The sequence below is a fragment of the Clostridium subterminale genome (genome assembly GCF_039521425.1).
Lineage (GTDB): Bacteria > Bacillota > Clostridia > Clostridiales > Clostridiaceae > Clostridium_J > Clostridium_J subterminale.
Genome location: NZ_BAAACI010000006.1, coordinates 637,053 through 663,380, shown reverse-complemented (window position 1 = coordinate 663,380; position 26,328 = coordinate 637,053). Strand labels below are relative to the sequence as shown.

31 protein-coding genes are annotated in these 26,328 nt (G+C 28.4%); 7 read left to right on the top strand and 24 right to left on the bottom strand.

Annotated elements, in window-relative coordinates; all coding sequences use genetic code 11:
• Positions 1–47: 47 nt before the first annotated feature.
• Positions 48–530 carry a deoxycytidylate deaminase gene (locus ABDZ93_RS12070; RefSeq protein ID WP_035131756.1) on the bottom strand — a complete coding sequence of 161 codons (483 nt, stop codon included), beginning with the start codon at positions 528–530 and terminating at the stop codon, positions 48–50.
• Between the two features lie 201 nt (positions 531–731).
• Between ABDZ93_RS12070 and ABDZ93_RS12065 the strand changes: the two genes are divergently transcribed.
• The 5 genes from ABDZ93_RS12065 (at position 732) to ABDZ93_RS12045 (ending at position 4,405) form a co-directional block, all read left to right on the top strand.
• Positions 732–1,319: a restriction endonuclease gene (locus ABDZ93_RS12065; protein WP_343826650.1), complete on the top strand. Its 588-nt coding sequence runs from the start codon at positions 732–734 to the stop codon at positions 1,317–1,319.
• A 533-nt stretch (positions 1,320–1,852) separates the two neighbouring features.
• Positions 1,853–2,044, top strand: coding sequence for a ferredoxin (locus tag ABDZ93_RS12060; protein ID WP_343826649.1), 192 nt, complete (start codon positions 1,853–1,855; stop codon positions 2,042–2,044).
• A 215-nt stretch (positions 2,045–2,259) separates the two neighbouring features.
• A complete protein-coding gene (locus ABDZ93_RS12055) occupies positions 2,260–2,460 on the top strand; it encodes an EscE/YscE/SsaE family type III secretion system needle protein co-chaperone (protein WP_343826648.1) in 201 nt (66 codons plus the stop codon).
• 386 nt (positions 2,461–2,846) lie between these two features.
• The gene (locus tag ABDZ93_RS12050) at positions 2,847–3,917 is read left to right on the top strand and encodes a uroporphyrinogen decarboxylase family protein (RefSeq protein ID WP_343826647.1); all 1,071 of its coding nucleotides are present in this window, start codon (positions 2,847–2,849) and stop codon (positions 3,915–3,917) included.
• A 287-nt stretch (positions 3,918–4,204) separates the two neighbouring features.
• Entirely contained in the window at positions 4,205–4,405 is a 201-nt protein-coding gene (locus ABDZ93_RS12045) for a hypothetical protein (protein WP_343826646.1), read from the top strand.
• A gap of 119 nt (positions 4,406–4,524) precedes the next feature.
• Here the strand turns inward: ABDZ93_RS12045 and ABDZ93_RS12040 are convergent, their stop codons facing one another.
• From ABDZ93_RS12040 to ABDZ93_RS11940, 21 genes are all read right to left on the bottom strand, one after another.
• A complete protein-coding gene (locus tag ABDZ93_RS12040) occupies positions 4,525–5,100 on the bottom strand; it encodes a DUF3888 domain-containing protein (protein WP_343826645.1) in 576 nt (191 codons plus the stop codon).
• Positions 5,101–5,384: 284 nt separating this feature from the next.
• Entirely contained in the window at positions 5,385–5,996 is a 612-nt protein-coding gene (locus ABDZ93_RS12035; RefSeq protein ID WP_343826644.1) for a DUF1048 domain-containing protein, read from the bottom strand.
• The gene (locus tag ABDZ93_RS12030; protein ID WP_343826643.1) at positions 5,993–6,322 is read right to left on the bottom strand and encodes a PadR family transcriptional regulator; all 330 of its coding nucleotides are present in this window, start codon (positions 6,320–6,322) and stop codon (positions 5,993–5,995) included. The genes ABDZ93_RS12035 and ABDZ93_RS12030 overlap by 4 nt, the downstream gene beginning before the upstream one ends.
• 204 nt (positions 6,323–6,526) lie before the next feature.
• Entirely contained in the window at positions 6,527–7,381 is an 855-nt protein-coding gene (locus tag ABDZ93_RS12025) for an RNA methyltransferase (protein ID WP_343826642.1), read from the bottom strand.
• A 202-nt stretch (positions 7,382–7,583) separates the two neighbouring features.
• Complete coding sequence (locus ABDZ93_RS12020; protein WP_343826641.1) at positions 7,584–7,874, bottom strand: CD3324 family protein; 291 nt, start codon at positions 7,872–7,874, stop codon at positions 7,584–7,586.
• A 266-nt stretch (positions 7,875–8,140) separates the two neighbouring features.
• Positions 8,141–8,890, bottom strand: a complete 750-nt coding sequence (locus ABDZ93_RS12015) for a DUF5694 domain-containing protein (protein WP_343826640.1) — start codon at positions 8,888–8,890, stop codon at positions 8,141–8,143.
• 138 nt (positions 8,891–9,028) lie between these two features.
• Positions 9,029–9,502, bottom strand: a complete 474-nt coding sequence (locus ABDZ93_RS12010) for a hypothetical protein (RefSeq protein ID WP_343826639.1) — start codon at positions 9,500–9,502, stop codon at positions 9,029–9,031.
• Between the two features lie 189 nt (positions 9,503–9,691).
• Entirely contained in the window at positions 9,692–10,138 is a 447-nt protein-coding gene (locus ABDZ93_RS12005) for a hypothetical protein (RefSeq protein WP_343826638.1), read from the bottom strand.
• Between the two features lie 160 nt (positions 10,139–10,298).
• A complete protein-coding gene (locus ABDZ93_RS12000; protein ID WP_343826637.1) occupies positions 10,299–10,691 on the bottom strand; it encodes a hypothetical protein in 393 nt (130 codons plus the stop codon).
• Between the two features lie 138 nt (positions 10,692–10,829).
• On the bottom strand, positions 10,830–11,591 hold the full coding sequence (locus tag ABDZ93_RS11995; protein WP_343826636.1) for a class I SAM-dependent methyltransferase: 762 nt from the start codon (positions 11,589–11,591) through the stop codon (positions 10,830–10,832).
• A gap of 51 nt (positions 11,592–11,642) precedes the next feature.
• The gene (locus tag ABDZ93_RS11990) at positions 11,643–12,203 is read right to left on the bottom strand and encodes a hypothetical protein (RefSeq protein WP_343826635.1); all 561 of its coding nucleotides are present in this window, start codon (positions 12,201–12,203) and stop codon (positions 11,643–11,645) included.
• A 69-nt stretch (positions 12,204–12,272) separates the two neighbouring features.
• Entirely contained in the window at positions 12,273–12,776 is a 504-nt protein-coding gene (locus ABDZ93_RS11985; protein ID WP_343826634.1) for a YcxB family protein, read from the bottom strand.
• A gap of 155 nt (positions 12,777–12,931) precedes the next feature.
• Positions 12,932–13,606 (bottom strand): HD domain-containing protein, encoded by a 675-nt coding sequence (locus tag ABDZ93_RS11980; RefSeq protein ID WP_343826633.1) that lies wholly within the window; start codon positions 13,604–13,606, stop codon positions 12,932–12,934.
• Positions 13,607–13,622: 16 nt separating this feature from the next.
• On the bottom strand, positions 13,623–14,126 hold the full coding sequence (locus ABDZ93_RS11975; protein WP_343826631.1) for a GNAT family N-acetyltransferase: 504 nt from the start codon (positions 14,124–14,126) through the stop codon (positions 13,623–13,625).
• A gap of 38 nt (positions 14,127–14,164) precedes the next feature.
• Positions 14,165–14,980 carry a class I SAM-dependent methyltransferase gene (locus tag ABDZ93_RS11970; RefSeq protein ID WP_343826630.1) on the bottom strand — a complete coding sequence of 272 codons (816 nt, stop codon included), beginning with the start codon at positions 14,978–14,980 and terminating at the stop codon, positions 14,165–14,167.
• A 93-nt stretch (positions 14,981–15,073) separates the two neighbouring features.
• A complete protein-coding gene (locus ABDZ93_RS11965; RefSeq protein ID WP_343826629.1) occupies positions 15,074–15,610 on the bottom strand; it encodes a flavodoxin domain-containing protein in 537 nt (178 codons plus the stop codon).
• A 91-nt stretch (positions 15,611–15,701) separates the two neighbouring features.
• Positions 15,702–16,226, bottom strand: a complete 525-nt coding sequence (locus ABDZ93_RS11960; RefSeq protein ID WP_343826628.1) for an STM3941 family protein — start codon at positions 16,224–16,226, stop codon at positions 15,702–15,704.
• Between the two features lie 103 nt (positions 16,227–16,329).
• Positions 16,330–17,049, bottom strand: coding sequence for a nucleoside/nucleotide kinase family protein (locus tag ABDZ93_RS11955; protein WP_343826627.1), 720 nt, complete (start codon positions 17,047–17,049; stop codon positions 16,330–16,332).
• A gap of 549 nt (positions 17,050–17,598) precedes the next feature.
• Complete coding sequence (locus ABDZ93_RS11950; RefSeq protein WP_343826626.1) at positions 17,599–18,063, bottom strand: pyridoxamine 5'-phosphate oxidase family protein; 465 nt, start codon at positions 18,061–18,063, stop codon at positions 17,599–17,601.
• Between the two features lie 119 nt (positions 18,064–18,182).
• A complete protein-coding gene (locus ABDZ93_RS11945) occupies positions 18,183–19,457 on the bottom strand; it encodes a MerR family transcriptional regulator (protein WP_343826625.1) in 1,275 nt (424 codons plus the stop codon).
• Between the two features lie 245 nt (positions 19,458–19,702).
• Complete coding sequence (locus tag ABDZ93_RS11940) at positions 19,703–20,332, bottom strand: site-2 protease family protein (RefSeq protein WP_343826624.1); 630 nt, start codon at positions 20,330–20,332, stop codon at positions 19,703–19,705.
• A 384-nt stretch (positions 20,333–20,716) separates the two neighbouring features.
• Here ABDZ93_RS11940 and ABDZ93_RS11935 point away from each other — a divergent pair, with 384 nt between their 5' ends.
• Positions 20,717–21,517 (top strand): glycosyltransferase family 8 protein, encoded by an 801-nt coding sequence (locus tag ABDZ93_RS11935; protein WP_343826623.1) that lies wholly within the window; start codon positions 20,717–20,719, stop codon positions 21,515–21,517.
• Positions 21,518–21,616: 99 nt separating this feature from the next.
• Here the strand turns inward: ABDZ93_RS11935 and ABDZ93_RS11930 are convergent, their stop codons facing one another.
• On the bottom strand, positions 21,617–22,876 hold the full coding sequence (locus tag ABDZ93_RS11930; RefSeq protein WP_343826622.1) for an alpha/beta hydrolase: 1,260 nt from the start codon (positions 22,874–22,876) through the stop codon (positions 21,617–21,619).
• A gap of 866 nt (positions 22,877–23,742) precedes the next feature.
• Here ABDZ93_RS11930 and ABDZ93_RS11925 point away from each other — a divergent pair.
• Complete coding sequence (locus ABDZ93_RS11925) at positions 23,743–24,279, top strand: nitroreductase family protein (protein ID WP_343826620.1); 537 nt, start codon at positions 23,743–23,745, stop codon at positions 24,277–24,279.
• A 391-nt stretch (positions 24,280–24,670) separates the two neighbouring features.
• Here ABDZ93_RS11925 and ABDZ93_RS11920 read toward each other — a convergent pair whose 3' ends face one another.
• Positions 24,671–26,083: a DUF7948 domain-containing protein gene (locus ABDZ93_RS11920; protein ID WP_343826619.1), complete on the bottom strand. Its 1,413-nt coding sequence runs from the start codon at positions 26,081–26,083 to the stop codon at positions 24,671–24,673.
• Between the last annotated feature and the right edge of the window lie 245 nt (positions 26,084–26,328).

Below are 26,328 nucleotides of genomic sequence, written 5' to 3'. Positions count from 1 at the left end.
TCAAAATAAAAATATGAGACAATCCTTTTAGCTCTAATTTAATAGGTCTATTTTAACTTTATCTCTATCTTGTCTACACTTGGAGTTAATTGAGTTAATTTCACATTAGCCTTTTCAAACATATACTTGGAGGCCTTTATGGAATCTGTTTCAGCATACTTATCACTAAGATAATAAACTTCCTTTATACCTGATTGAATAATATTTCTAGCACATTCATGGCAAGGAAATAAATTCACATATAGTCTACAGCCCTCTAAAGATTTACCCCTAGCATTTAAAATAGCATTTTGTTCAGCATGAACTACATAAGGATACTTAGTTTCTAAAAATTCTCCATCTCTACTCCAAGGAAAATCTTCATCACTACATCCATTAATAAATCCATTATATCCAATAGAAACTATTCTATTGTTGCAATCAACTATACAAGCTCCTACCTGTGTTGATGGATCCTTACTTCTCATTCCTGATAGTAAAGAAATACTCATAAAATAATCATTCCAAGAAATATAGTCTTCTCTTTTCATATTTTCCCTCCTTGAAGTATTTACTACTATTTTATAGTAAAAACCTTCATAATTAAAGATACTTTTTTAAATCTGTTATGGATTACATATTAAAAATCTCTGTTAAATATACTTATTAATATCACTAGGTAAAGCAATAATCCTCGATATATTGATTAAATTTTTTTATAATGACAATAATTACTATACGAGGTGATTGATATGAACAAATATGAAATTTTAATACTACTTATAATACTCATAATACTTTTTAAAAGCATAACTCCATTTATTGAAAAAATAAGAGGCTTTAAAAATGAACAACTAAAATTTACCATGAGAATTAAAGTAGAAAATATAAATAGATTAACAGGCCTTGAATTTGAAGGCTTCTGCCGATGGCTTTTTCAAAATAACCCCAAATATAAATATGTAGAACTAACCCCCTATGGTAATGATGGTGAAGTAGATTTAATTCTTACAAATGCCGATGATGAAAAGATCTATGTGGAATGTAAAAGATATGATACTCACTTCAACCTAGATAATGAAACCGATACAAAAGAAAGAGGCCAACTCTTTATTGGCAGAGTTGCATGTCAAAAATTAGTTGGTGCCATGATGGCAAACAATATTAAAAAAGGTATTATCCTTACTACTGGAAGTGTATCCCCTAATGCCCTAGAATACATTGGGAAACTAGAAGATAATAGTGATCTCTCCCTTGAAATATATACTATGGATAATATTTTAAAGCTTATTGGCGCACATGAAAATCAAGATGACTATGAATTTGCTGTAGAGATTTAAGGACTCAGTTACTTCTAAAATAAATATGTAATAAAAAGTAAAGGATTTTTCCTATGTTTAGAAATATGAAAAATCCTTTATACTGTCTTTTAATAAACTTTAATTTATCTTTTTAAATATATCTGATTTATAATTTTATACTTAATTACTATATGCCTAATAGCAAGTTACCATATTTCTTTAAAACCTTCCCTATAAACATCGCACTTTCTTAACAACCTAGCCTTAACTCTTTTAACCAATCAGGCTCTTTAGAAAAATCACTATCCTGTAATGATCTTAATAACTTCGTAAAACTTACTAAATTATCAAATCGCTTAAATCATTGAATTATTTTACTTTAAAACTTAAATTATCCAAACATCTTGATTCTTTATATGCACAAGTGTGTATTAAATAAATAATTTTTAAAAATATACTTACTCTAACTCATGTGTTCATATCATTGATTAATTTTCTAATTTTTACGTATATGAAATCAATTCCTGCAAACACTAACCTTGTAAATAAATTAAAAATAAGGAGGAATAAATATGGAAGCAATAGTGAACAAAGATACATGTATAAGCTGTGGAGCTTGTGTTGGTGTCTGCCCTGATGTTTATTCATTTGATGATGATGGTAAAGCTGAAGCTATAGATGGAGATGTTCCTGCTGATCTTGAAGCCGGTGCTGTAGATGGAAGAGATCAATGTCCTGTAGATGCCATAGATATTAAAGAATAAAATGCTAGGCTTAATGCCTAGCTCTTCTTATCTTAATACTTATTTATAATTATACTATTAATTTTTATAGTTAAATTTCCAAAGTATAATATAAAATTTATAACATACAATAAATTTACTAGTTCATAGTTAATTTCTTTAACTCATAGTAGTAACAATTCTCTATAGAAAAGAAGCTTACTGTGAATAAAAATTAATCTTAGGAGGGCATTATTATGCAACAAAATCAAGGAAAAAATGCTAAACAACATGTTCAAGATGTACAAAATAACCTTCTGGACTCAACAAACTGCTTAAATCAAGCATTAAACTCTGTTGAAAAACCAGAAAACAGACAAAAAATCCAGAATACTCTTAACTCAGTAGAAAGTGCACTAAACTCAGTGAATAGCACTCTTTCTAACTATCAAGAATAGTAAGAACACAAGGTTAAACCATAAAAAACCTTCAGATCTATATAAATATCAATTAATTTAATAAAAAGACTAAGATGCTAAATAAAACATTTAATATCTCAGTCTTTTTCCTTTTTATGTTCTACTTCTATCATTATTTATCCGATGACTACCCACTCTAATACTCCCATCTTCTTCAAAGTGGGAGTAAAGAGCGGCTATGTCCCTGGATAACGATTTCTAAGCTTCGAAGAAGCTAAGAACTCTGTTTATATTTTACTAATATTAGTTATATCAATAGATATATATTATATATAGGATAATTCAATTATACAGTGTGAAATATATCTTATATAATTATTTTAGAGTTATATAAATATATTTTTCATTAGAAAGGGGACCGTTAAGTGATTAAAGAAGAAATGACTCCAAGAGAAAGAATGGATGCATTCTCTAAGGGTATGGAGATTGATAGGCTAATATGCATCCCTGATATGGGAGCCACCATGGTACCTTTTATTGGAGTAACAGCTAAGGATTATTATCATTCAGCAGAGATTATGGCAGATTTAGAGATTGCTTTATTTAGAAGACTGGGTCATGACAGCGTAGGCATATCTACTAGTCTTAGAGGAGTTGCAGAAGCCATGGGATCTAAAGTAGGATATCCTGATCATGCCATCTCCTATTTAATAGAACCAGCTATTAATTCTGTAGATGAAATAGAATCTCTTAGAATCGTAGATCCTCTAAAGGATGGCAAGTTACCCATCTTAATTAAAGCCTTAAAACTTACTAGGGATGCCCTTATAGATGAAGTAGATGTTGGAGCTGCTATGACTGGTCCATTTACTGTTGCAGCCTCTGTAGTTGGAACTGAAAATTTATTAAAATGGATGATTAAATACCCTAAAAAAGTTCACACCCTTATGGAAATTGTAACTGAATCCAACAACAGATACATAGAGGAAGTTGCTAAACTGGGTGTATCTATTGGGTTTGCTGATCCAGTTTCATCTACTAGTCTTATAAGACCAAAGCAATTTAGAGAATTTTCATTACCTGCCCTTCAAAAGAATGTTAATAAAATCAAAGAAAAAACTGGTAGTTACCCTGGCATACACATCTGTGGAAAAAGTAGAGACATTTGGGAAGATGTTGTGAATACTGGGATTTCTAATTTTAGTATTGATAATATAGAAGATATAGAAGAAGCTAAAAAAGTAATGGGTGATAGAGTTGTAATTACTGGAAATGTTCCTCCTGTTGATGTTATGTATGCTGGAACTAAAGAAGACATTTTTAAGTCAGTTAAACAATGTATTAGAAAAGGTTATGATTCTAAAAAAGGTTATATTTTAAGCACTGGATGTCAAATTCCAATGAACACTCCAATGGAGAATATTGAAGCCTTTATGGATGCAGGTAAACTATACGGAAAGTATCCAATAAATCCGGAAAAACTAATGGATGATTAACAAGAATTTCAACTAAAATCTTAAACAAATAGATTCTTTAGTAGTCTATTTTTTAAGATTTTTTTCTTTCATAAGCTAAACTTTCCAAGTATGATTCTAAATTTATAACATATAATAATTTTGATATTTCATAGTAAAATTTTTTCTGATATTAATGGTATTAATGGAACTGTTGTTGATGAAGAAATTTACTATGAATAAAATTTTACTCTTGGATTGAGCTTAAGCTTATTTTCATAATATGCTAGCTCCATACCTTAAAAATAAAATTTTAGGAGGTGATTGTTATGCACAATAATGAAGGAAAAAGCGCTAAACGCCATCTACGAGATGTACAAATTAAACTTCAAGATTCAAAAACTTGCTTAGATCAAGCATTAAAATCTGTTGAAAAATCACAAAACAGACAAATAATCGAAAATACTCTTAACTCAGTAGAAAGTGCACTACATTCATTAAATAATACCCTTTCTAACTATCAAGAATAGTAAAAACTAGTGCTATTAAATCCCACTATTAGCTCTTCGCCAATATCCTTTTGTGGGTATTGGCGAATTTTATTATTTTACTTTAATTTCACTGGTTATAGTAACATGATACTTAAACCCTATACAATCTCTGTCATTATATGCTCATAGTTTGGTGGTAAGTCATAACTTTTTATATGTTCAAAGTTTTTCACCTTAACCCTTCCGTTACCTTCTACTGTAAAATCAATATTATCAGTTCCCACAAGAATATGAGGTCCTATATAGGGGTTTACTTGAAGGCTTATATCAAAGACAAAGGAACGATAACCATTGGGCCTTGAAATACTATTTATATATATGGAGTAAGGATCAACTAGTGGCGTTTGGGACATGTATGTGGAGTAATATTTTTCTACCTCCGTCTTGATATAAGGCATTAGTAAAGCTAAAAATACATCCTGATACAGCTCTTCTGTGGATTCTTTAGGCGGTTGATGAGGTAAGTCTATGATTGTAGATACATACATAAAACCTTCATTACCTTTTATTCTTTCAAAGGTTTTCTGTTCCCAAATAACATTAGAATCCGCTTCAGCAAGACTTACTTCATTCTTTTCTATTCCAAATACTATTTTGCCATTGAAATTGCCCATTAATACCATAACTGCCAACAACATTAAACCCTTCTTAACATGTTTTTTAAAATTTATCATTCCCTATGCCCTCTTTTCCTTTACTTTTATGCAATATTTATATTATTCTTTTACAATTCCAAGGCCTTCTCTTTACCCCAGTACTGCAATTATCATAATGTAAATTATTTAACTCTCATTCCCTTTATGTATATAGTATGTGTATACTTACAGCCCAGGATACACTACAATAAAAACTCGTATTATGAAAACTTCTTACAGAGACCTATTTAAAAGGTTAGATATATTGCTATTTTTCTATATAAATAAAGCAGTAGAATTTTTGCATTCTACCGCTTTATTACTTAATCTAATCTCACCTTTCTATTTCTAAAAGCTTTACCTGTGATGTAACTTAATAGCAATATTGCTACTAATACCATAGATGTGTATAATGAATTAATTTCTACAACAAAATTTGTAATCAAAATATAGTTTAGAATCGCTCCTGGTATTACAAATAAAATATATAACAATAGCACCATTATTATTTTTTTTACATTACCTTTGTTTTTTATTATTACTTTCCTTAATCCTATACTAAAAATAAACCTACAAAACAAAAAGTCAACTATAAGCATAAAGATTATATTTAAAGTAAATTTCATATCAAATAAATAATATACTAATGACATCATTGATGAAATAATTAAAGCCCATTTAATACTCTGAGATATATTAAGCATTGTTCTACTATTAATATCCTTTGATTTTATTATTTCCTTGCAAAACTCTTCAATATTATTACCAATAATACTCTTCACATCAATGCCATCATCCTGTGCACTTATTAATAAGTCCTTTATATCTTCACTTACTTCATCCATAAAGCTACCTTGCATACCGCTACTTGATAAGTACATTACTATACTTGTGTATGATTCCTTATATTCATCCCTCAATATGCTATTACTCATTTTTCGATCCCCCCTATAATCTTATTTACATTAACATGTAGTTTGTTCCAGTATTCTATAAAACCTTCAAGTTCCATACTTCCCATTTCTGATAGTTTATAATATTTTCTATTAACTCCCGTGGATGATTTCCTTTTTTCAGCAATTATTAACTGATTTTTTTCAAGCCTAAGTAATAATGGATAAAGTGTTCCCTCAACAATATCTTCAAAGCCACGTTCTTTTAGTTTTGTTAGTAGTTCATAACCATAGGTCTCTTCCTTTGAAATTATACTTAGTATACATCCTTCAAGAATACCCTTAAGAATTTGGGAATTATTATTCACAGTAACTCCTCCTTTACCTTGTAATACAAAGTATAATATTATTATATTCAAATATACTTTGTATTACAAGGTATATTTGAATAAATCATGCTATTACTTAATACTTACCATAAATAATCACTAAAAAAGAAGGTGTAGCCTCTATGACTACTCCCTCTTTCCTACTTATATACGCCATTAAACTATGATTTATTTAAATCACAGTTAGCCAATTCTTTTACCTAAATCCTTCTGACAAATACTTGCTTCATAAACAACAATTGTAGCTGCTACTCCTACATTTAAAGAATCTGCTCCTCCAAACATAGGTATTATTACTCTTTCACATTCATATTCATTCCAAATTTCTGAAATTCCATGTATTTCATTTCCTACAATAATAGCAATTCTTCCTTTATAATCAGCATCATAATAATTTTTACTAGCTTTTAAATCAGTAACAATAATCTTAAATCCATTACTTTTAAGCCACCTCACAAGCAATGATATATCACTACTTACAACTGGCAACATAAAGCTAGATCCCATACTTGATTTTATTAATTTTTGATTTGTTTTTCTAACTTTACTGTTACAAATAATTACTCCATCTCCACCAGCACCATCAGCAGACCTTATTATTGTGCCAATATTTCCTGGTTTCTCTAATCCATCAAGTACTACTAACAAATTGTTTTCCTTCAGACTTATATCTCCAAGCTCATGCTGTGGAAAGCTACATAACATAAAAAACCCTTCCCCACTATCTCTACTACTTAATCTATTACACAAATTACTTGATATCAAACACGAATCATCTGCCTCACTAACAATAAATTTGACCATTTCAAGACTGGATTTATTTTTAATAAATTCTGGGCAAAATATAAAATTTCTTATTCTAATATTACTTTTTATTATTTTTTCATATGCCCATAATCCCTCTATAACAAATAATTCTTCATCCTCAACCTTTTTATTCTTTAATAGTCCATTAATGATTTTTATTGAAGGATCCTTATAGCCAACAATTTTCAAGTTAGAAAACTCTCTATATAATTTCTCAACATCTAACTCCATTTTAATTATGATTCCTTTCTCGGTACTCAGTTATAAAAATTTAATTTATATATATTTCACCCTGCAAAACATAAATATCTTTAATTAATAGTTTCACGCACGTACAATTTATCATCATATTTATTTTAATATATAGGTATAACAAAATAATATATAAAGAACAGTTCTATATTATTCTTTGCACATAAAAAGCCACCACTCATTATAAGAGTGATAGCTTCTCATTTCTATTTTTACTATATACAATTTTTTTAATACTATCTATGGAAAGAAAAAATTCTTCTGACAGCGCGTCAATGGTATATCCACTTTTATGCTTATTACGTATAGCTTCATTTCTACTTTGTATACGCTGCCTAGTTCCTGACTTTTCCCCCCACTTTTTTCGTGTTGTATGTTCAGATGGAATATATACATATTCACCTTGAATATACTTTTGAATTTCTCTTACTAAATTATCCGGTAAAATTGTTTCAGCCTTTACATATCCCATAAAGCTCAGCTCCTTAAATTTATACTTTAAATTAAGGAAACAAAGCCTGTATAAGTATGAATTTATTTAGTAATGGCGACTATATATTTACCTCTGTGCAATTGTCGCCTTAAGCCATACTTACAGACTTTGCACAGAGTATTTTCAGTTGTTCTTTTTTTGCTAATTCAAATCTCATATTTAATCCCCCCAATAAACCTTATCTTCTATATAATACCAAATATTGTAGAAATCATCAATTAATTTTCTAAATTAGCTATCAAGTTTTATAAATAATCTAACGGATCTACTAATTCGAATTCATTATACTCTGATACAAAATCCTGAAGTATTTTGCAATGTCCTGCTCCATAAATCACCAAAACTCTATCTCCCGGTTCAACCATATCTTGTAGATTTCCCAAAATATAAAGATTTCTTCTATACCATTCTGTAAGCATGTCCACTCCGTAATATTTATCTCCAGCTCCTACTTGAGCTAAATCTAGATATAAATCACTATGTTCCCTTGCAATACGCTTAGGATCATTAAGATGCCTTAAAATTTCAATAACTGTACTATTCTTCATAAGCTCATTTTGACTTATACCACATTCCTTTATTTCATTCATGAATTTCTCATAGAACTTTGGACAATTCTTTTCAGCATATTCGAAAACATCTTCTGGTAGATCTACTGGATAATCTATAGGATAAATTTTATTATGGTTTAATATTTGTCCTAATCTAAAACCCAATTGAACAATTTCATTTCTATGACTTATTATTTTGTTAGATGAATTATAATTATTTATACAATACTCGGAATAAGCCTTATTTAATTCCTCTTCTTTTCCTCGATTTGCTTCAACAGCAATTTTATTTGGCTTGAATTGCACTAACTTTTCTATTACTACCTTAATCTCTTTTTGTTTTTTCTCGGTGGTAATATCCTCACATTCAGTTTTTATTAAATGTTCTCCACCATTTCCAAAATGATAAGTTCCTAATATAAATATTTCTGCCTTTTTTCCCATAAATATACCCCCTTTATATTCTACATAATACTAAATGTTGTATAAATTAATAATCAATCTTCTAGATTGTATTGAGACTTAAGAATATTATGACTTATCTTTATTGGTTAAGTTCAAAATATAATGCTTATAACATTTTTAATTACCATTAATATCAAAATAAGAAGCATACCCACCATCATAAATAATTACATAATAGTAATCATCCTTTTTGCTATCTTCTTCCAATATAAAACTTTTATGCACTAATAATTTACTATCAATTTTACCATCACTTATAACTCCAACCTCCATAGTTGGAGGATTATCTTTCTCTTCTATAGTATGAAAATCTCTTGATTTATAGTAATTTTCTATATTTTCGGTATCCAATTCAGATTTTAATACTATAACAGTAGCAAAATCTAATCCATTACCATTGCCATTTAATTTACCATATACAGAATCTTTATCAATTAACTCGGTATTATTTGGCAATTTACAATTATATAATTGCTTTGAAAACTTATATAATTTTATATTATTACTAATTGGAAATACTATCCAAGGTAATATTGTAATTGCTACTATTATAATTACTAATACCATAAATAATTTTTTAACTATCCTCATATCAGCTAATCTCCCATTATATATTTAAAACTATAAATGTTATTAACAATTATTTGATTATCTACAACATATACTTATTTACTCTTCTTTTGTGATATATTTACGCCCTGCATAATACCAATAACAATTCCACTAAATTATTAATTTATCTCCTAATCAGACTCCATTATGGTTATAGGAATAAATGGATTAATCTGAAGTTATTCTATTTCTTTTTTGAAATATATACACTATTATTAAAACAAGTAATGCGATTAACAATATGTGTAAAATTATATGGTATAAATCAGGTATTAGTACCATATCAGATTGTGGAATAATATGGTATGTGTTAGCAAAAAATTTATTATATACACTTAATTTCCTTTCAGTCACACCAAAAATTGTATAATTCCAATGTGAAAAATATTGAACTATAGCCCAACCTGTAAGAAATACTGACAATACATATTTACCTTGCTTTTCTTTTAAGAAAAACAACATAGAACAAACTACAAAAATTACCCACCAAGCAGCATCAAAACTCAGTATACCAGGACTTTCAACTAAGCAAAAATTTCCTAAGGAAAATCCTGTAATATCCAGCGTAAACCAAAACAGTAAACTAACCAATAATATATTTATATTTCTCTTCATAAATCCCCCATTTACACAATCAACTTTTTTAATTTTGAAAAAATTAAACTATTCCCTACTAAATATTTGTGTATCTCCCAGTAATGTAATTGCATTATTATCCCACCAGTATCTTTAATTGCATATACAGTATCTGTTCTTTGATTTAATACTCTATTATTTAATTATTAGCCTTATTCTTAATATAATCATCTATAAGCCTAATATCCTTAATATCCTTCTCTCTTCCTAATTGTGCCTTCTGCTTTTTTATACTTTCTAAACTTCCTACAGGTAATCCATCAATGAGCACTATTTCATCTACGAACCAATTTTCTAGTATTTCTATTGTATCGTTTATCTGAACAATTCTTGAATTATCTTTTTCTACTATGTACTTACAACCCATTTTTAAAAATAGTTCAACTAAATGTGTAGTACACCCTAAATCAATATCATTTGTGGTTTCTTTAACGCCATGAATTACTAAACCTGCACCAGAGGTTATCCAATATTCATTTAAAGGTAACTCTATGTCTTTAAGCATTTTAATTATGTCTTCTTTTCCTAACATTTTAATAACCCCCTAATTACATTCATTTTCATGTGATTGCTAACATGATACTAAAAATATATACATTTATTTTCAAAAATTATTAACGCTCTTCATAATTAACAAAGTAATAATAGTTCCAATTATTATTTATATGAATTACTTCATTTTGCAGTAATATACTACTGTTTCATAATCAAAAATCAATGTTCCATTTTTATTATATTTTTTAAATAGAAATTCGAGTTCAGAAATCATATAATTGAATCTTGGGTCTTCTTCATTTGGAATATATGAATAAGATACTAAATCTCCTTTTAATCTTTCTAAATTATACACTTGAGGATTAGAAAATATTTCTTTATCGATTGTTTTTAAATCAAAGAATTTGGGTAAATCCGTGTTAAGTGAATTCCCCCACTCACGTTCTGAGTATTTTTCAATTAGTTCCATATATTCATTCATAAATTGGCTATTGCTAAATTTTCTTCTATTATTGATAATTACTACGAACCCGCCAGGTTTTAATATTCTGAGGAATTCTTTTTTTGTAGCTTCTGGTTCAAACCAATGGAATGCTTGTCCTGATGTAATTATATCTACTGATTCTGATTCCAACTTTGTATATTCAGAAGATGCATCTATTGAATAAAAATTTGTGTAATGAATTAGATACTTCTCTCCAGCGGACCTCATTTCTGCATTAGGTTCAATACCGTATACTTCGTTTCCATTATCCAAAAATAATTTAGCAGAAATTCCTGTTCCAGAGCCAATATCAGCAATAATTGCTTCTTTAGTTAAGCCAATTGATGTATTTAGAAATCCTATTATTTCATTAGGATAGTTAGGTCTATATTTTGCATAGTTCTCTACTCGGCTACTAAATCTACCTTTAGGATTAAGTTCTGTTAAATTCATAATACCCTCCAAATTAAAAAATTTAATGTTTTCTTGTAAATTTTACTTGTATTATAACTCCCTATCATCAAATGCTTTTCTGGTAGAATTTCTTTTTTTTGCATCAAAATTTATAGGAAGATGCTCTTTATCAATTATGTCTTCATAGTTAATGTCAGAAAAATAATTACAAAAATTAATTTCAACATAAATCAATCTATTATTTTCTTCATCAGCTAAAGCATAAATATACCCATTATAACTATCAGCGTAAACTGCACATACTGGATAATTAAATCCTGTTGCACCATATATAAGATAATCTTCAGAGGAATTCAATTTTGACAGCCTCTCTATTTCTTTCATATAATCTTCATCATTACATGAATATACAAGATATGCTACATAGTTTGGGTCAAAAGGATTATAGTAATAGTAAGTAAATTTTTCAATTTCTGCAGAATCCGGTATGCTATTGGGGAATATATCATTAGGATGTTTCCCTTCACTTCCAAGATATTCACTGTAATTTGAAATATCTGTAGTTTTATCTTTTTCCGCAATCAACATTTCACAACCACTACAAATCAGCATGGCTATCATAATTGAAAAAATTATTAATATCTTTCTCATTTATTAGCTCCTCCTTAAATTCTATAATTAAGTATAATTTCATATTATGAGAAATTTTTTTTATTACCTTTACTCAATAAGTCCTTTTTCCTTTATAAACAATTTAAATTCATCAATATCACCATTTATAAAACCACTTTTACTAAGAATTATGTTTTGTTTTTCTATCATCAATGAATATAGATTTTCTGTTTCTAATACTTTAGTAATTTGACTATACTCTATTGTTAAATTAGATCTAAATGTAATAATATCTATTTTTTCATTGTAAAAATTTAACGTAAACTCCACTGATTCACCATATACTCCTTTAAAGTTTTTATAGCTCTCTTTTAATTTTAAAGTGTAACCTTTAAAAAATATAAAAAGAAAAAATGCTGTAAACAATAACCCACATACAGAAAACCAGTATACTCCATCTGTTATAAAATTTATAACAGTTAAAAATGCAGATACAAGAAACATCAATAAAACAAAACTGCGATATTTCTTATTACATTCTTTAAAACTCTCTTCTGAAAGCTCATTTATTACTTCCTTTGTAATTATTGTTTTATTTTCAAATATTGGCATCAATTCAACTCCTAACATTCCATTCTTTATTTTATCCTAGGTTTTTTAATCAGTTTATTTACATTCTAATTGTAACATTAATTTCAATATAGTATATATATTTGTATATAAGTTAATTTATTCTTTAGATAAAAATAAAATAGAAAGCATTAACTTTACTTAATGCCTTCTATCTCCATCTGTAACCTATTAAAATATTCTTCCATAAACTTAAGTCTTTCTTTACCAATTTCTTTTGCTTTCTTTGTATATAATTTATCTGGAATTTTTTTAAACTTTACTTCATATTCAATAAAAGGCGTATGTTTAGAAACATCTTTTAACCTTCCGTTCTCAACAGTATTAGATTCCACATACTCATTAAGTGGCTCCTTCACTGTCAATCTTTGTCCAAATTGTCTTGATAACATAAATGTACGAGCAATTCCAATTGCACCGATAGCATCAAGCTTATCTGAATCAAAAAGTATTTTTGCCTCTATTGTAGTAGGCTCATTTCCAGTTCTAAATCTATGTGCTATAATACAATGTTTTATCCTTTGGATTTTTTCTTCTTCATATTGTAATTCTCTTAGTATATCTTCTGCAATTTCACTGCCCAAGATAGCATGGTCAAGTTTTCCTGTTTTATCTTTACTCTCTTCCACCCTTGCAATATCATGCAACAACGCTGACGGAATTAATATCTCTAAATCAACCTCTTCTTCATGCTTGGCAATCAATAAGCAAAGATTATAAACTCTAAATACATGATCTAAATTATGAGCTGAACAAGTTAATTTATCCTGAACAATCTCCATAATTTTTTTATGTTTTGCATTTATATTCATTAATATCTCTCCTATATTAAACTGTTATCTTTTTACTTAAGACTTCCGCGAAAGAACCATCATCTATTTCATATACCTTACATGATACAAAGCCATTATTTGATAATATTTTTCTAGATGCTATGTTATTAGGAGCTATTATTCCTATAACTTGTTGTATACTCTTCACGCTTTCAGCTTTATTTAATAATTCCCTTAGAATCTCACTTCCATATCCCATTCCCCAATACTCAGGAGGAAGTAGTAAATACTCAACCTCAGCCTCTGTAAAATCATCACTCATAATCAATCCACCTATGCCTATAAAAGTATTAGTAGTAGCTTCAAAAACCTTAAATTGTCCAAACTCTTCATGAACTTCATTTTTTTCTAATATACCTTTATATACCTTCTTTGCTTCTTTTAATGTAAATACCCTTCCATAATTCATTACCATCACTTTTTCATTTGAAACTAAATCTAGAAAATATTCAAAATCATCCTGAGAAAGAATTTTCTCAAAATATATTCTCTCATCCAACTTTACCACTCCTGGTCTATATTATTAAACTAATATATTTATTTTTCTCCAAATGCATATATTACTGGCATATTAAAATGAAGTCCATCACCTTTGTTAAACTTTTCTAGTCCTTTGAATATGTCTCTTTTAAACTCTTCAAATACATCACAACCCAAATCTTCTATTTTTTCAAATATTCCTCTAACGGCATTCGCCCACATTTCTTGCCACCATTCTTCTTTACCCTTATATACAACATCTGCACTTTCTTCATGAACTTTAACATTATTAAAACCTGAATCATCTAATATTTTTATTACATCCACTACTGTATCAAACTTTGGAATATCTGGTTTTCTATCATTATTTTCTTTTTGTAAGTTCTTAGGTAAATATTTATTAACTATTTCAGTTAGCCACTTTTGATCTTCTTGTTTACCCCATATGCTAAATCCTGCTTGTCCTCCATTTTTTAATACTCCTAGTATTCCATTTAATCTATTTTCACTAAGCAAAAGATATCCTATGCCAAATCCACAAAGAACATTATCAAATGAATCTTTTTCAAAGTTTAAATTCTGAGCATTCATATTTTTAACTTCTGCATTACATATTTTCTTATTTAAAATATCTTTATAAGTTTCACTTACCATAACTTCTGAATTATCTATACCTAAAGCATATCCATCTTTACCTATTTTATCTATTGCAGCAAATAATGAAGCACCTCTCCCCATTCCAATATCTAGCACTGTCGCTCCTTTGTTAATCCTTGAAAGTTCAACTAATCTATTCCCAAAATCATTCCAATATTTAGGTCCAACTTTTCCAAAATCAATGGCAACTTTGTCCCATATTGTTACTAATTTCATTGTTATTCCTCCAAATATATTCGTACATTGGCTAACTGCCAATAAATTACTAATATCCTAAATAAACATACCCCTATATTACTTTGTAATATTCTACAATCCATTACAAAATTCAATCAATGGCTTAATTGATGATTGTTCTGTAAAATTTACTACTTGTCCATAGGTTTCAATCATCATTTTTGTTTCATCATCCATTTTATCCTGTGGCATTTTACTTACTTTATTTTTTAACAAAGCCATCATAGACTTGTGGATAAGGCCAAGATTTTTATAATCAATAGCACCCCTAAAATGAAATAATTTAATACTCTTTTGCATTTCTTTTGTAAGATTCTTATCAATGACGGGTATAAATTGTTCAGTGTTACTTGGATCAGCAAGTCCTACAGTAAATACAACTAAATTTTTATCTTTTAACTTATCAAAGGCTTTAGTAATTAATGAAATACCAAGTATTCCACTTGCATAAAGACCGCCCCCATAAATAATAGTAGAATACTTTTGCATATCCGTAGCATCAATTTTAGAGGCCTCAAAAATATCTGCACCAAGTGCAGTAGCAATCCATTCTGCATATTTTTTTGTTGAACCATATTTTGATTTGTATATAACAACTGTTTTACTCATATATTTCCTCCTATAACCTCATATTATAATAATCTTTTTATTCTTTCTTATACTTCCCAATTTTTCCAAATAGGAAAATACCTCAATAAAACTAAAAGTGAATATTCCTAGATCTATATTCTTCTAATCTCTTCTGTAATAATGATAGTACATCATTAAACTCCATATCTGCTGTGTCTAAACTTATTGATAAAGGTGCGTAATTTAACATTAAATTTATTTTAATGATTATTCTCTTTATAGGCGAAATTCTTTTCATAAAATTATTTAAGTCATAAATACTTATTCCTATAAATCTTTGATTAAAACTCTTTTGAACATATATAGATTGGATTTCTTGCCATGCAATAAAACCAACACTAGAAGCAGTTGACCTGTCTGTTATACCATCTTCTCCTATCAATAATAGTGGCATAGAATTTAACATACATTTAATAACAAAGATAAAACATGTACAAAAAAATACTGTAGATATTATCCCAATAATTAAATAAATCGGTTTTGTTTCAATTAGTCCAATCATTAATACATAAATACTTACAATCATCATAATAAATCCAAGTATTAAAAGTTTTATTCCTTTCTTTTTATCTTCTTTAACAATAACTTCATTCATTTTTCTTTCCCCCCGAATGTCTTTTTAGGATGTTTCTATAAGTAATAAAACCTATATAAATAAGCACATTCCTACAAAGATTACATTCATATGATAATTTACTTTATTTAATTATATTAGGCATATCTACATTAGTATTATCTATAATTAAATCTACAAAGGAATAAGGGTTATCAATCTTTTCATATAATTTATACGCAGGAATATATCTCTTATTATATTTATTTAATAACACTTTTAAGTTATCATTCTTAAATATATCTCTTTCTGAAGCTCGTCTTAATTGTTCATTTGTTTCAACTACAAGCATAATACTATAATCATAATATTTCTTAAATTCATTTTTAAATATAAATATACCCTCAATTATGAGTATCCCCTCACTGCCTAAAGAAACATCTAATTTTTTTGTATATTCATCCTTTAAAGTATCTAAAACGAAATCACTAAATTCTATTTTCCCTGTTATTCTAGCTTGTTTTAAAATATCATTTTCAAACTTCATATAATCAAAATTATTATTATATTGTTGTTTCCAGCATGGTAATTCATCAGAATAACGTGTAGCTCTTTTATTACAAAAGTCATCAATTGAAACTACTTCAGCTTTAATTCCTGATTTTAATAAGGATTTTTTAATATTTTGCGATAAAGTTGATTTCCCTGAACATCCTTGTCCATCAATTCCAACTATCAAGCATCTATCTTGTATTATTAGCTTCTGAGCAGCTACTTTTTTTGTTATATACTCAATTAATTCATCACATTTCAACTTTATTCCTCCATTTAATGTTACAACGAATATATAAATCCTAATTTTCATTGTCTTACTTTAATAATATGATTGATAAGTTATTACTGCATTTGTTTTTAAAGATAATTAATATAGGTTTTAAATTTAATATATTCTAATTGTAACATTTACTTCAATATAATGTATATATAAGTTAATTTAATCTATGATGAATAATAGCTAAAAAAGAAAGAGGCTTTCGCAAAATATATTACTAATTTTATATAGAATGTTGAGTTTGCACTTTTATATTATTGTTAGCGAATGCCATTTGGATAGGTAAGAATCTAAATCTTTGATTTAGTTATTCGAACTTAGTTCTTCTAATTTATTAGAAAAACTTCCATGAATATTTTATTACTTAGTGTTTATGAATTGTAAAATCGTTAAGCAGCACAACTTGTTTGAGTGTACACGAGTTGTTGTGTTGTAGATTTTTCCTTGAATAAATACTTTAGTAAATAAATATTCCGAAACGGCTGAGCGTTAATAATATATAGGCATGCTCAATATTTCTTTTAGCTTAGTCTATTTTGTGAAAGCGCCTTTATAAAATTTAAGATTACTCAATTAATCTCTCTATCCTCTTGATTTTCCGGTAATATGTTCTATTTTAATTTCTACTATTTTTGCACTATCTTGTGCTCTTTCAATATATCTTTTACCTTCTTCTATAAAATTTTGAGAATATTTTTCAATAAATTTGAATAAAATATCCCCTTTTAAATCTCCAATTAGTTCCTTTGCTTCTCCAAAGGCTATAATGCTTTTGTAATTTGTACTAAACTTTCCTGGTAATACTTCAGTATCTGTAACAACACAGAAGGATACTTTAGGACTTTTTTCAATATTTTCGAGCTTATGCCCTTCTTTAGCACAGTGAAAATATATGGTGTTATCTTGGTAAACATAACTTAATGGCACAGCATAAGGATATCCACTTTCACCAACAGTTGCTAGAATTCCATATTCTCCATTAATTAAAATTTTTTCTATGTCCTCACCAAAAACTTCTCTATCCTTTTTTCTCATTTCCTTAAACATATAAACAACTCCTTTAAATCTTCTTCATAATATTAACTGATTAAAATTACCTACATAAAACTGCTAAAACAACTTTCCTTGGAAATAATTAAATCTTAATTATTCCCTCCATTTTCAAATTACTTGTTATCAATTATTCTCAAAAATCTATCTACATATCTTTGATCAAAGTCACATAGTTCATAATTTTCTTTAGATGATGTCTTTTCAACTTTACCAGTGTCCATAATAAGCTTATCAAATATTTCAAGTTCTAAATAAGTATCTTCAAACTCACTATTTGCTTGATAAAAATTTACTTTATTGCCATCATTCAAGGATACAATATAATAAAAGTCACCTGCTCCTTTTGGAAAAATACTAAACTTCTTTCCATTAAATCCAGCTTCAACCTTAGAAATATCACTATAGGAATATTCTTTTCCCAGTGGGTTATAAAAACTATAGTCCGTAATCTTATTTTCTGTTACTACAGTAATTCCAGTAATGCACATATACAATAAAGCAATATTTAAAAGAATAGTTACTACAATATTTTTCTTTGCAAAATTACAAAGATCTACAGTCCACTTTAACTCTATATTCTTAAATTTTTTATATATTCTTGAAATTAAAAATGCAATTAGTTCTACTTCAAAGAAGAAAATCAAATAACTATATGGTGGTTTAAACATAAACATTAAATAATTCTTTGGTACAAATATAGACTCTTGTAACTTCCCTATACCTACAAAAATAGCAATGGTTAAAATTATTATAAGAATTGAAATTAAAAATACAGAGGCTGTCCCCTTAGTCTTTTTATTAGGTTGCTTTAAATATCTTCTCCAAGTTAAAGTCAATATTACTGTACTTAATATAGCCATGATACTATTAAGGCCTATGGAATCATAATTTTTATCAGTAATATTAATCCAAAGCCACAATAATGGACCACTAAGCATTAAAGTTCCAAACAGTTGAGCTGTTAATGAAATTTCCCCTAGCTCCTTAACTTCGCCTAAAAATTCAGTGAATTCTTCACTTTTAATATATTCAAGGTCATCATGATAACAATCTAAATCAGCATTAGGATTTTTATTTATCTCTTTTAATAGAACTTCAATAGTAAGCTTTTTACTTTGAATATCTAACTCACCTTTATTTAACTCTTCTAATTTTTCTTTTAAAATATTTTCTAATAGTACATCTCCATTTTTAAACTCTTTTATTTTAGAAATTGGAATTTCCAATTGCCTAAGAATCTTTATCCTTTTTAATTCCTTAATATTTTCTTCATTGTATTCCCTATAAGCATTTGAATTTCTTTTGACTGAAATTAAGCCCTCACTTTCATAAAATCGAATTGTCTTTGCAGATAATCCTGTTAACAGTTCCGCGTCCTTTATTTTCATGTGTAGCCTCCCCTATCCTATTGATTTTAGTTAATTAAACACCTTACACCTACTGTAACGTCAATAGTTTTATAGAAAATATAAAATTTTCCTATGCTTTAATGAATTAGTTTAACCATTAAAATCTATGAAACCCACATGGTGGCAACAACTATTTAAATAGTTTCATATATAAATAGTTCCATATTAATCTATTTTCCTATTTCTACATTTAAATATTTCCCTATAATACTATATATAGTTTTTTATATAAACAATTTCACAATACCCCATATAATCTTGTCTATTCCTTTTCTTGCTATCATTAATGGTCCATCTAAAAAATTAAACATTAATAATGCAAATATAATTAATTGACCATATCTTTCATACTTCATAAATTTAAAATATCTTTCCTCTGGTAATAATGCTCCAATAATCTTGGCACCATCAAGTGGAGGGAATGGAATTAAATTAAATACTCCAAGCCCTATGTTTATTATATAAGTATAGTTAAAGAGTTTGAACATAAACACAATGATATCTCCACCATAGCCTCCTGTGACTTTTAAGATTACTTCTATGGCAAAAGCACATATAAGAGCTATTAAAAAGTTCATCATAGGTCCTGCTAGACCTACCAGTGCCATGCCCCTTTTTTTATCCTTATAATAATATGGATTTACTTGTACAGGTTTTGCCCATCCAAAGTGGAAGAATAAAAGACATATAGTTCCCACTGGGTCAAGGTGTGCCAATGGGTTTAGTGAAAGACGGCCTGTTGCCTTTGGTGTTGGATCTCCTAGTTTATAAGATACATAACCATGAGCAAATTCATGAAGAGATACTGCAATAAGAATTGCTGGTATAAGATAAATTAGTTCTTTAATATCCATAGTATTTCTTTACTCCTTTAAGTAGACTTCCCTTTAAATATAGAATACTATTACTTCTTTATATAGTATATTATTATTTATCTATGAGTTTTTCAATAAGTGATTAAATATGTTTACACAATTGTATTATTTTAAGTAGAATGTCTATTAATATGGTGAAATATATTGCAAATGAAAATGGAAGAATGATGTTAATATAATTTTCTCATCTTCGTGTAATAATATATTATTGAGTATACATTATTAAGGCTTGCTGCGATTTATACACTTTCTTTTGCAGGCTTTAAAAAATATGTTATGATTTACATAAAGGTTTAAATACTCAGTATTAGAGGTTCTAAACTATTGATTTACTCATAACTAAATATAGAAAGGTAGGATATTATGAATATTTTAGTAACCTTAGATGCCAATTACATACCACAATTAATCATTATGATGAAATCCATATTAAAATCAAACTCAAATACAAATTTTAATACATATATAGTTCATAAAAGTCTTACAGATGAAAACTTTAAACAATTAAATGAGGGGGTAAATGATTCTAGATGTGGATTTATTTCTATTGTTATAGAAGATGAGCTTTTGAAGGATGCTCCAGTGACGGATAGATATCCTAAGGAGATGTATTATAGAATATTTGCAGCTAAGTATCTTCCTAATACCTTAGATAGGATTCTTTATCTTGACCCAGATATTGTAGTTATAAATTCTCTAGAAAAGCTATACAGCATGAACTTTGAAGGAAATTTTTTCATTGCTGCCTCTCATGTTAACAAGCCATTACAACTTATAAATGAATATCGCCTAAACATGGACAAAGATAGTGCTTATATCAACTCTGGCGTTATGTTAATGAATTTAGAGCTTTTAAGAAAGTATCAAGACTTCCAGCAAGTCTTCGACTATATTGAAAAATTTAAAAACAGACTTCTTTTACCTGACCAAGACGTTTTAAGCGGTCTATATGGCTCTAAAACTAAAACTGTAGAATCTATAGTTTATAATCTCAGTGATAGATACTTAGCCCGTTATAACTTAGACCCTGAAAACTGGAGACAAAAGTTAGATTTAAATTGGGTTAGGAAAAACACTGTAATAATTCATTATTGTGGTAGGAATAAACCTTGGAAGAATAATTATCTTGGAATCTTAGATGTGTTCTATAAAGAGCTTCTTTAATAATAGAGAAGCTTTCGCAAAAAGACTAATCTGACACAAACGTTGTATCTTTTACGAAAGCTTCTCATTTAAATATTTAATAAAAGCTTTACTCTCATATTACTTATAATTTAGCAACGCCTTTATCCCATTTGCTAGATTATCTTGCCAATCATAGTAAAGATGAGCTCCTATAAAGGTTTCAGATGCTACATTATATCCCTTATCCTTTAATGTAGCTATCATTCTGTCATTTGCCTCCACATGACCTTTTGTAAATCCCTCTAAGCTTCCCATATTTAAATAAAAATCTATCGGTAACAACTCTGAATTCTTATATTCTTCTATTAGTTTACTATTTCCTTCAGAATCAAGTTGCATTTCTCCCTTATGGTCAATATACCATGCAAAAGCCCCTGACTGTGATAGAACCTTTCCAAATATATCAGGTCGATTAAGTGCTGCATAAGCTGCAAATTGTCCCCCTAAACTTAATCCTGCAACAATTGTTCTTTTAGGGTCTTTAGTCACCCTATAATTTTCTCTAACCCATGTTAATATGTCTTCTGTTATAAATTCAAGAAACTCTTTATTACAAAGCAACTCTTGGGATCTGTTTTCTGAGCTTGCAATAAATACAGCACAGGTAGAGCTTGTATATTTATCCCCTATGAGATTGTCTAATATTTTAGTGGATTCTACTAAATTTATATATTCCCACCCATCAGTAAAGACCATTAGATTATTTTCACTTTCATTTTCTTCATAACCATAAGGTGTATATATCCAAACTCTTCTGTCCTCCATATCTGATTTAAACTTAAATCTAGACATATGAATTTTTCCTTTTTTATTATCAGTTCTTTCCTTTGTCCATACTTTTTCTTTAGCCCCAGGCATCTCAATTATATTTTCAGTGGCTACAAGTAAACATATGTCTTCAGGATTTTCATCATCTATAGGACAGGTATACCTTTTAGGATTAAAAGGATCTAGGATTATATCTTCATCCTTCCACTCATATTCTTCATCTACATTTGCTATTAACGTATATAAAAAGCGAGCTTTTTTAGGTGCAATAGCACTTCTATACCATAAATCACTATTTCCTAATCTATATAAGTTAGTTTTCTTGTCTCCTTCTCCGAACATCCATCCTCCAAAGATTTCACTAAAAACAAATATATTATCAATCTCTCTATTCTGTCTCCAAATTACAGTTACAATGGAATTATTCTCATCTCCTTCTATATCTTCAATAAGAGGAGCACCTTCCCTTTCAACCTTTTCCCAGAATTTATTTATGGCATCATCATTTCCTAAGTTCATATCCTCTTGAAGTTTTAGCAGTATTTGGCTTATTATTTCTTCATTATACATAATTGTTTTCTCCTTTATTAATCATAATTTTCGCTGTTCTCTTGTTAATCTAAGTCTATTGATTTTTAATGGAGCTTCACTTCTTAAAATTCTTTATTTCTTAAAAGAAATCCTTATTTTCTAAATAACTCATATTATTGAATAAATAAAAAGGCTATAAGAAAGATATCTCTCTTATAGCTAGACCTAACACTTTATTTTACTTAGGTATATATTAAATCTCTGACTTAATATATACTACCTACCTCACCCAGCATATGAGTAAAGTTTTATATAAATATAAACTTATATTACCTTTTTAAGTCACTGAATTTTTCAGAGCATAGGTAACCATGACTTCCATTTAAAAGTAGCCACACAAAGTTTAACCTTATTAAGATTTATGTCTTAATTAAAGGCTTTTATTATAATAATTAAGTAAAATTTAGAAATAGTTCAATAAGATTGATTTCATTTCAATTGTTTTAAAAAGAAGAATCACAAAAAATCCCATAGAAATACTATAGATTTATAACCTAAAAACCTCTTTTAAATTAAATTTTTTCTTTTTAAAAAATTTAGCTAACAATTGAATCTAATTAACATCTCATTGCCACCTTCCTAAATTTAAGATTACAAGTACAATTTACCATATTAACTATATATAATCAATATATTTTTTATATCTAATATTTATTAGCCCTAACTTTTTAGTTTCCTACATATTTAAAGATTCATTGCTTTCCCTTGATAGCCTTAGTGTCCTATACTATAATAGGTAATGAAGTTAAGTTTTCTCTGGTTTAATGATATTTTAAGGAAAGTTTCTACTATATCTTATTCTCAGAAAACTACTATTAATAGAAAGAATGAATGGGGTATTAATTATGGAATTTCAAAAGTGTATAGAAACAAGAAGAAGTATTCGTAACTTTAATTCAAAGGAAGTAAGCAATCAGGTTATAGAAGAATTAGTAAATGCAGCTGCTTATGCACCATCATGGAAAAACTCTCAGGTAACTCGTTATTATGCAGTGAAAGATACTGCAACAAAACAAAGAATAATCGATGCAATGCCTGATTTTAATAAGCATTCTTGTGAAACAGCTCCTGTTATAATGGTATCAAGTGTAGTCAAGTTTAGATCTGGTTATACTCGTGATGGCAGTTTTGACTCTGCTAAGGGTGAAGGTTGGCAAATGTATGACTGCGGATTGTCTAATATGATTTTCTTATTAAAGGCTAAAGAACTAGGTCTAGGCACAGTTATTCTAGGTATCTTTGATGAAGCAAAGGTAACTAAAATTGTTGGAATCCCTGATACAGAAGAAGTTGTTTCAGTTATGCCTCTTGGATATTATGATGAAGAAGTAGCAATGCCAAAGCGTAAATTTGCAGATATGATTTTAAAAGTAATAGAGTAATTATAAAAAGAGGCTTTCGCAAAATATATCACTAATCTTATATAAACTGTTGAGCATGTACTTTAATATTATTGTTAGTGAACGCCATTTGCATAAGTAAGAATCTAAATCTTTGATTTAGTTATTCGAACTTAGTTCTTCTAATTTATTAGAAGAACCTCCTAGAACATTTATTACTCAGGATTTATGAATGCTAAAATCGTAAAGCAACACAACTTGTTTGAGTGAATACGAGTTGTTGTGTTGTAGATTTTAACTTGAATAAATCCTTTTAGCAAATCAATGCTTCGAAACGGCTGAGTGGCAATAATATAAGTACAAGCTTAACATTTACTTAGATTAACTTATTTTGCGAAAGCCCTTTTATTTAAACTCCTATAAATAATTAGTTTTAACTTGGATCAGGTGCCCTACATAATCTTATTTGTCTGCTAGCACCATTATCTCCGCAACATACTTCCGTTACGCTTACCCTTACGTCTTCTGTAACTCCTCTAATTTCTATTTCATAGGTATCTGGAATGTTACGGAAAATAACTTCCCTACATGAATCTGGTCCTACTATTATGGAAATAGTACAAACCTTGCTTATATCATTACGTATATTTTTTCTGCGTATTTCTAGTTCTACTGGTATTCTAGAGTTATTTCTTATATTTATAAATAAATTAGCTACTCTACACGCTCTTCTTACCCTCCCAGTAGTTAATGTGAATCTTCTTTTACAGTTCATACAAGCTATTATACAATCTAGTTTACATTGAATTTCCCTATTTCTAGCTTCTAATCTACGTATGGTCTCCTTGACATTTCTTTCTATAGCTCTCACTTCTCTTTTTATCTCTGCTAAGCCATAACGTGAATTTGTAATAATATTATAAATATCTTCAATGTCTGGTTTTTTATGATGATCTCTATCCAATGTATTCAATTCATGGTCATCACTTTCTCCTTCAATTACAGCTTCTTTTGGTTCTTCCACTGGCAAATCGCCATATATTATGTCAGATAAATCTGTTACATCATTCACTCCAGCATTTTCTACGCTGTCCTTTTCTACTATATATTCCATGTCATCACCTTCTCCTCTCGAATATTTGAAGTATGACAGTGCTGATTCAATAACAAGGGGAAGAGTTTTATCATAGTGACCTACATTTATAGATAAACTATTACCCTCAATCTCAAATTCACTAGTTACTTCTATTTTCATTTCACTATAGCTTTGATAAACACTAGATTTTAGAATTGATAATTTACATTCCTTAACTGTAACTTCTACATTTTTTCCTCTACCTAACTTAATGTTATCTATGCCTTCAAAAGTCATATTAATAGTTCCTGGATTTGTTCCTTGTTGAAGTATAAATTTATATTCTAAATTTCCATCGTTAAAGTAAAAAACTAAATCTATGCCATGATAAATTCCTTTATACCTTATCTTTGAATAAGTAGGCACATCTATAATTTCTTCATTAGGGTCATAAAAATCAAAATAATTTTTCTTTTCATCACCTTCTCTTTCCCCTATGATTTCAACATCAGGTAATGAATTCTTAAGTAATATCTTAAAGAAATTAGTAGTCTCTGTATCCGTGATTTCCTTTAATTGGTCTTCATCATAATTAAGTGTTGTAACATTATTAATCTCCTTGAGACCCATAATTATCTCATTTTTAAGAAATAATATAATATATCCATCTTTAGCAGCGGTGTATTTTACATCTTTATGATTCTGCCCATTATTAAATTCAAAGGGATAAGTATTATTTGAATCTACTTTCTCATCCATATTATGCAACATTCTAAACCTCCTTCTTAATTCATTTAAAAGTTTATCATTATTAATGTATTCCAAAGGAAAATTATATGTGAAACTAAATTCATGATTATGAGAAATTTTTATTCAAAAAGAACTAGAGGAAGGACACATATCCTTCCTCTAGTTCTTTTGATTGTTTGTGTTTTGTAATTTAAGGTTAATTGTCTATTGTAACATATTAAAAGATGATAATAATTTAACATGTTGGGGATAATCAATAGACAGGT

Excerpts from the sequence above, each read along its gene's own strand:
- ABDZ93_RS12070 (WP_035131756.1), bottom strand. The coding sequence starts at position 530 with ATGAAAAGAGAAGACTATATTTCTTGGAATGATTATTTTATGAGTATT.
- ABDZ93_RS12065 (WP_343826650.1), top strand. The coding sequence starts at position 732 with ATGAACAAATATGAAATTTTAATACTACTTATAATACTCATAATACTT.
- ABDZ93_RS12060 (WP_343826649.1), top strand. The coding sequence starts at position 1,853 with ATGGAAGCAATAGTGAACAAAGATACATGTATAAGCTGTGGAGCTTGT.
- ABDZ93_RS12055 (WP_343826648.1), top strand. The coding sequence starts at position 2,260 with ATGCAACAAAATCAAGGAAAAAATGCTAAACAACATGTTCAAGATGTA.
- ABDZ93_RS12045 (WP_343826646.1), top strand. The coding sequence starts at position 4,205 with ATGCACAATAATGAAGGAAAAAGCGCTAAACGCCATCTACGAGATGTA.
- ABDZ93_RS12040 (WP_343826645.1), bottom strand. The coding sequence starts at position 5,100 with ATGATAAATTTTAAAAAACATGTTAAGAAGGGTTTAATGTTGTTGGCA.
- ABDZ93_RS12035 (WP_343826644.1), bottom strand. The coding sequence starts at position 5,996 with ATGAGTAATAGCATATTGAGGGATGAATATAAGGAATCATACACAAGT.
- ABDZ93_RS12025 (WP_343826642.1), bottom strand. The coding sequence starts at position 7,381 with ATGGAGTTAGATGTTGAGAAATTATATAGAGAGTTTTCTAACTTGAAA.
- ABDZ93_RS12020 (WP_343826641.1), bottom strand. The coding sequence starts at position 7,874 with ATGGGATATGTAAAGGCTGAAACAATTTTACCGGATAATTTAGTAAGA.
- ABDZ93_RS12015 (WP_343826640.1), bottom strand. The coding sequence starts at position 8,890 with ATGGGAAAAAAGGCAGAAATATTTATATTAGGAACTTATCATTTTGGA.
- ABDZ93_RS12010 (WP_343826639.1), bottom strand. The coding sequence starts at position 9,502 with ATGAGGATAGTTAAAAAATTATTTATGGTATTAGTAATTATAATAGTA.
- ABDZ93_RS12005 (WP_343826638.1), bottom strand. The coding sequence starts at position 10,138 with ATGAAGAGAAATATAAATATATTATTGGTTAGTTTACTGTTTTGGTTT.
- ABDZ93_RS12000 (WP_343826637.1), bottom strand. The coding sequence starts at position 10,691 with ATGTTAGGAAAAGAAGACATAATTAAAATGCTTAAAGACATAGAGTTA.
- ABDZ93_RS11995 (WP_343826636.1), bottom strand. The coding sequence starts at position 11,591 with ATGAATTTAACAGAACTTAATCCTAAAGGTAGATTTAGTAGCCGAGTA.
- ABDZ93_RS11990 (WP_343826635.1), bottom strand. The coding sequence starts at position 12,203 with ATGAGAAAGATATTAATAATTTTTTCAATTATGATAGCCATGCTGATT.
- ABDZ93_RS11985 (WP_343826634.1), bottom strand. The coding sequence starts at position 12,776 with ATGCCAATATTTGAAAATAAAACAATAATTACAAAGGAAGTAATAAAT.
- ABDZ93_RS11980 (WP_343826633.1), bottom strand. The coding sequence starts at position 13,606 with ATGAATATAAATGCAAAACATAAAAAAATTATGGAGATTGTTCAGGAT.
- ABDZ93_RS11970 (WP_343826630.1), bottom strand. The coding sequence starts at position 14,980 with ATGAAATTAGTAACAATATGGGACAAAGTTGCCATTGATTTTGGAAAA.
- ABDZ93_RS11965 (WP_343826629.1), bottom strand. The coding sequence starts at position 15,610 with ATGAGTAAAACAGTTGTTATATACAAATCAAAATATGGTTCAACAAAA.
- ABDZ93_RS11960 (WP_343826628.1), bottom strand. The coding sequence starts at position 16,226 with ATGAATGAAGTTATTGTTAAAGAAGATAAAAAGAAAGGAATAAAACTT.
- ABDZ93_RS11955 (WP_343826627.1), bottom strand. The coding sequence starts at position 17,049 with ATGAAAATTAGGATTTATATATTCGTTGTAACATTAAATGGAGGAATA.
- ABDZ93_RS11950 (WP_343826626.1), bottom strand. The coding sequence starts at position 18,063 with ATGTTTAAGGAAATGAGAAAAAAGGATAGAGAAGTTTTTGGTGAGGAC.
- ABDZ93_RS11945 (WP_343826625.1), bottom strand. The coding sequence starts at position 19,457 with ATGAAAATAAAGGACGCGGAACTGTTAACAGGATTATCTGCAAAGACA.
- ABDZ93_RS11940 (WP_343826624.1), bottom strand. The coding sequence starts at position 20,332 with ATGGATATTAAAGAACTAATTTATCTTATACCAGCAATTCTTATTGCA.
- ABDZ93_RS11935 (WP_343826623.1), top strand. The coding sequence starts at position 20,717 with ATGAATATTTTAGTAACCTTAGATGCCAATTACATACCACAATTAATC.
- ABDZ93_RS11930 (WP_343826622.1), bottom strand. The coding sequence starts at position 22,876 with ATGTATAATGAAGAAATAATAAGCCAAATACTGCTAAAACTTCAAGAG.
- ABDZ93_RS11925 (WP_343826620.1), top strand. The coding sequence starts at position 23,743 with ATGGAATTTCAAAAGTGTATAGAAACAAGAAGAAGTATTCGTAACTTT.
- ABDZ93_RS11920 (WP_343826619.1), bottom strand. The coding sequence starts at position 26,083 with ATGTTGCATAATATGGATGAGAAAGTAGATTCAAATAATACTTATCCC.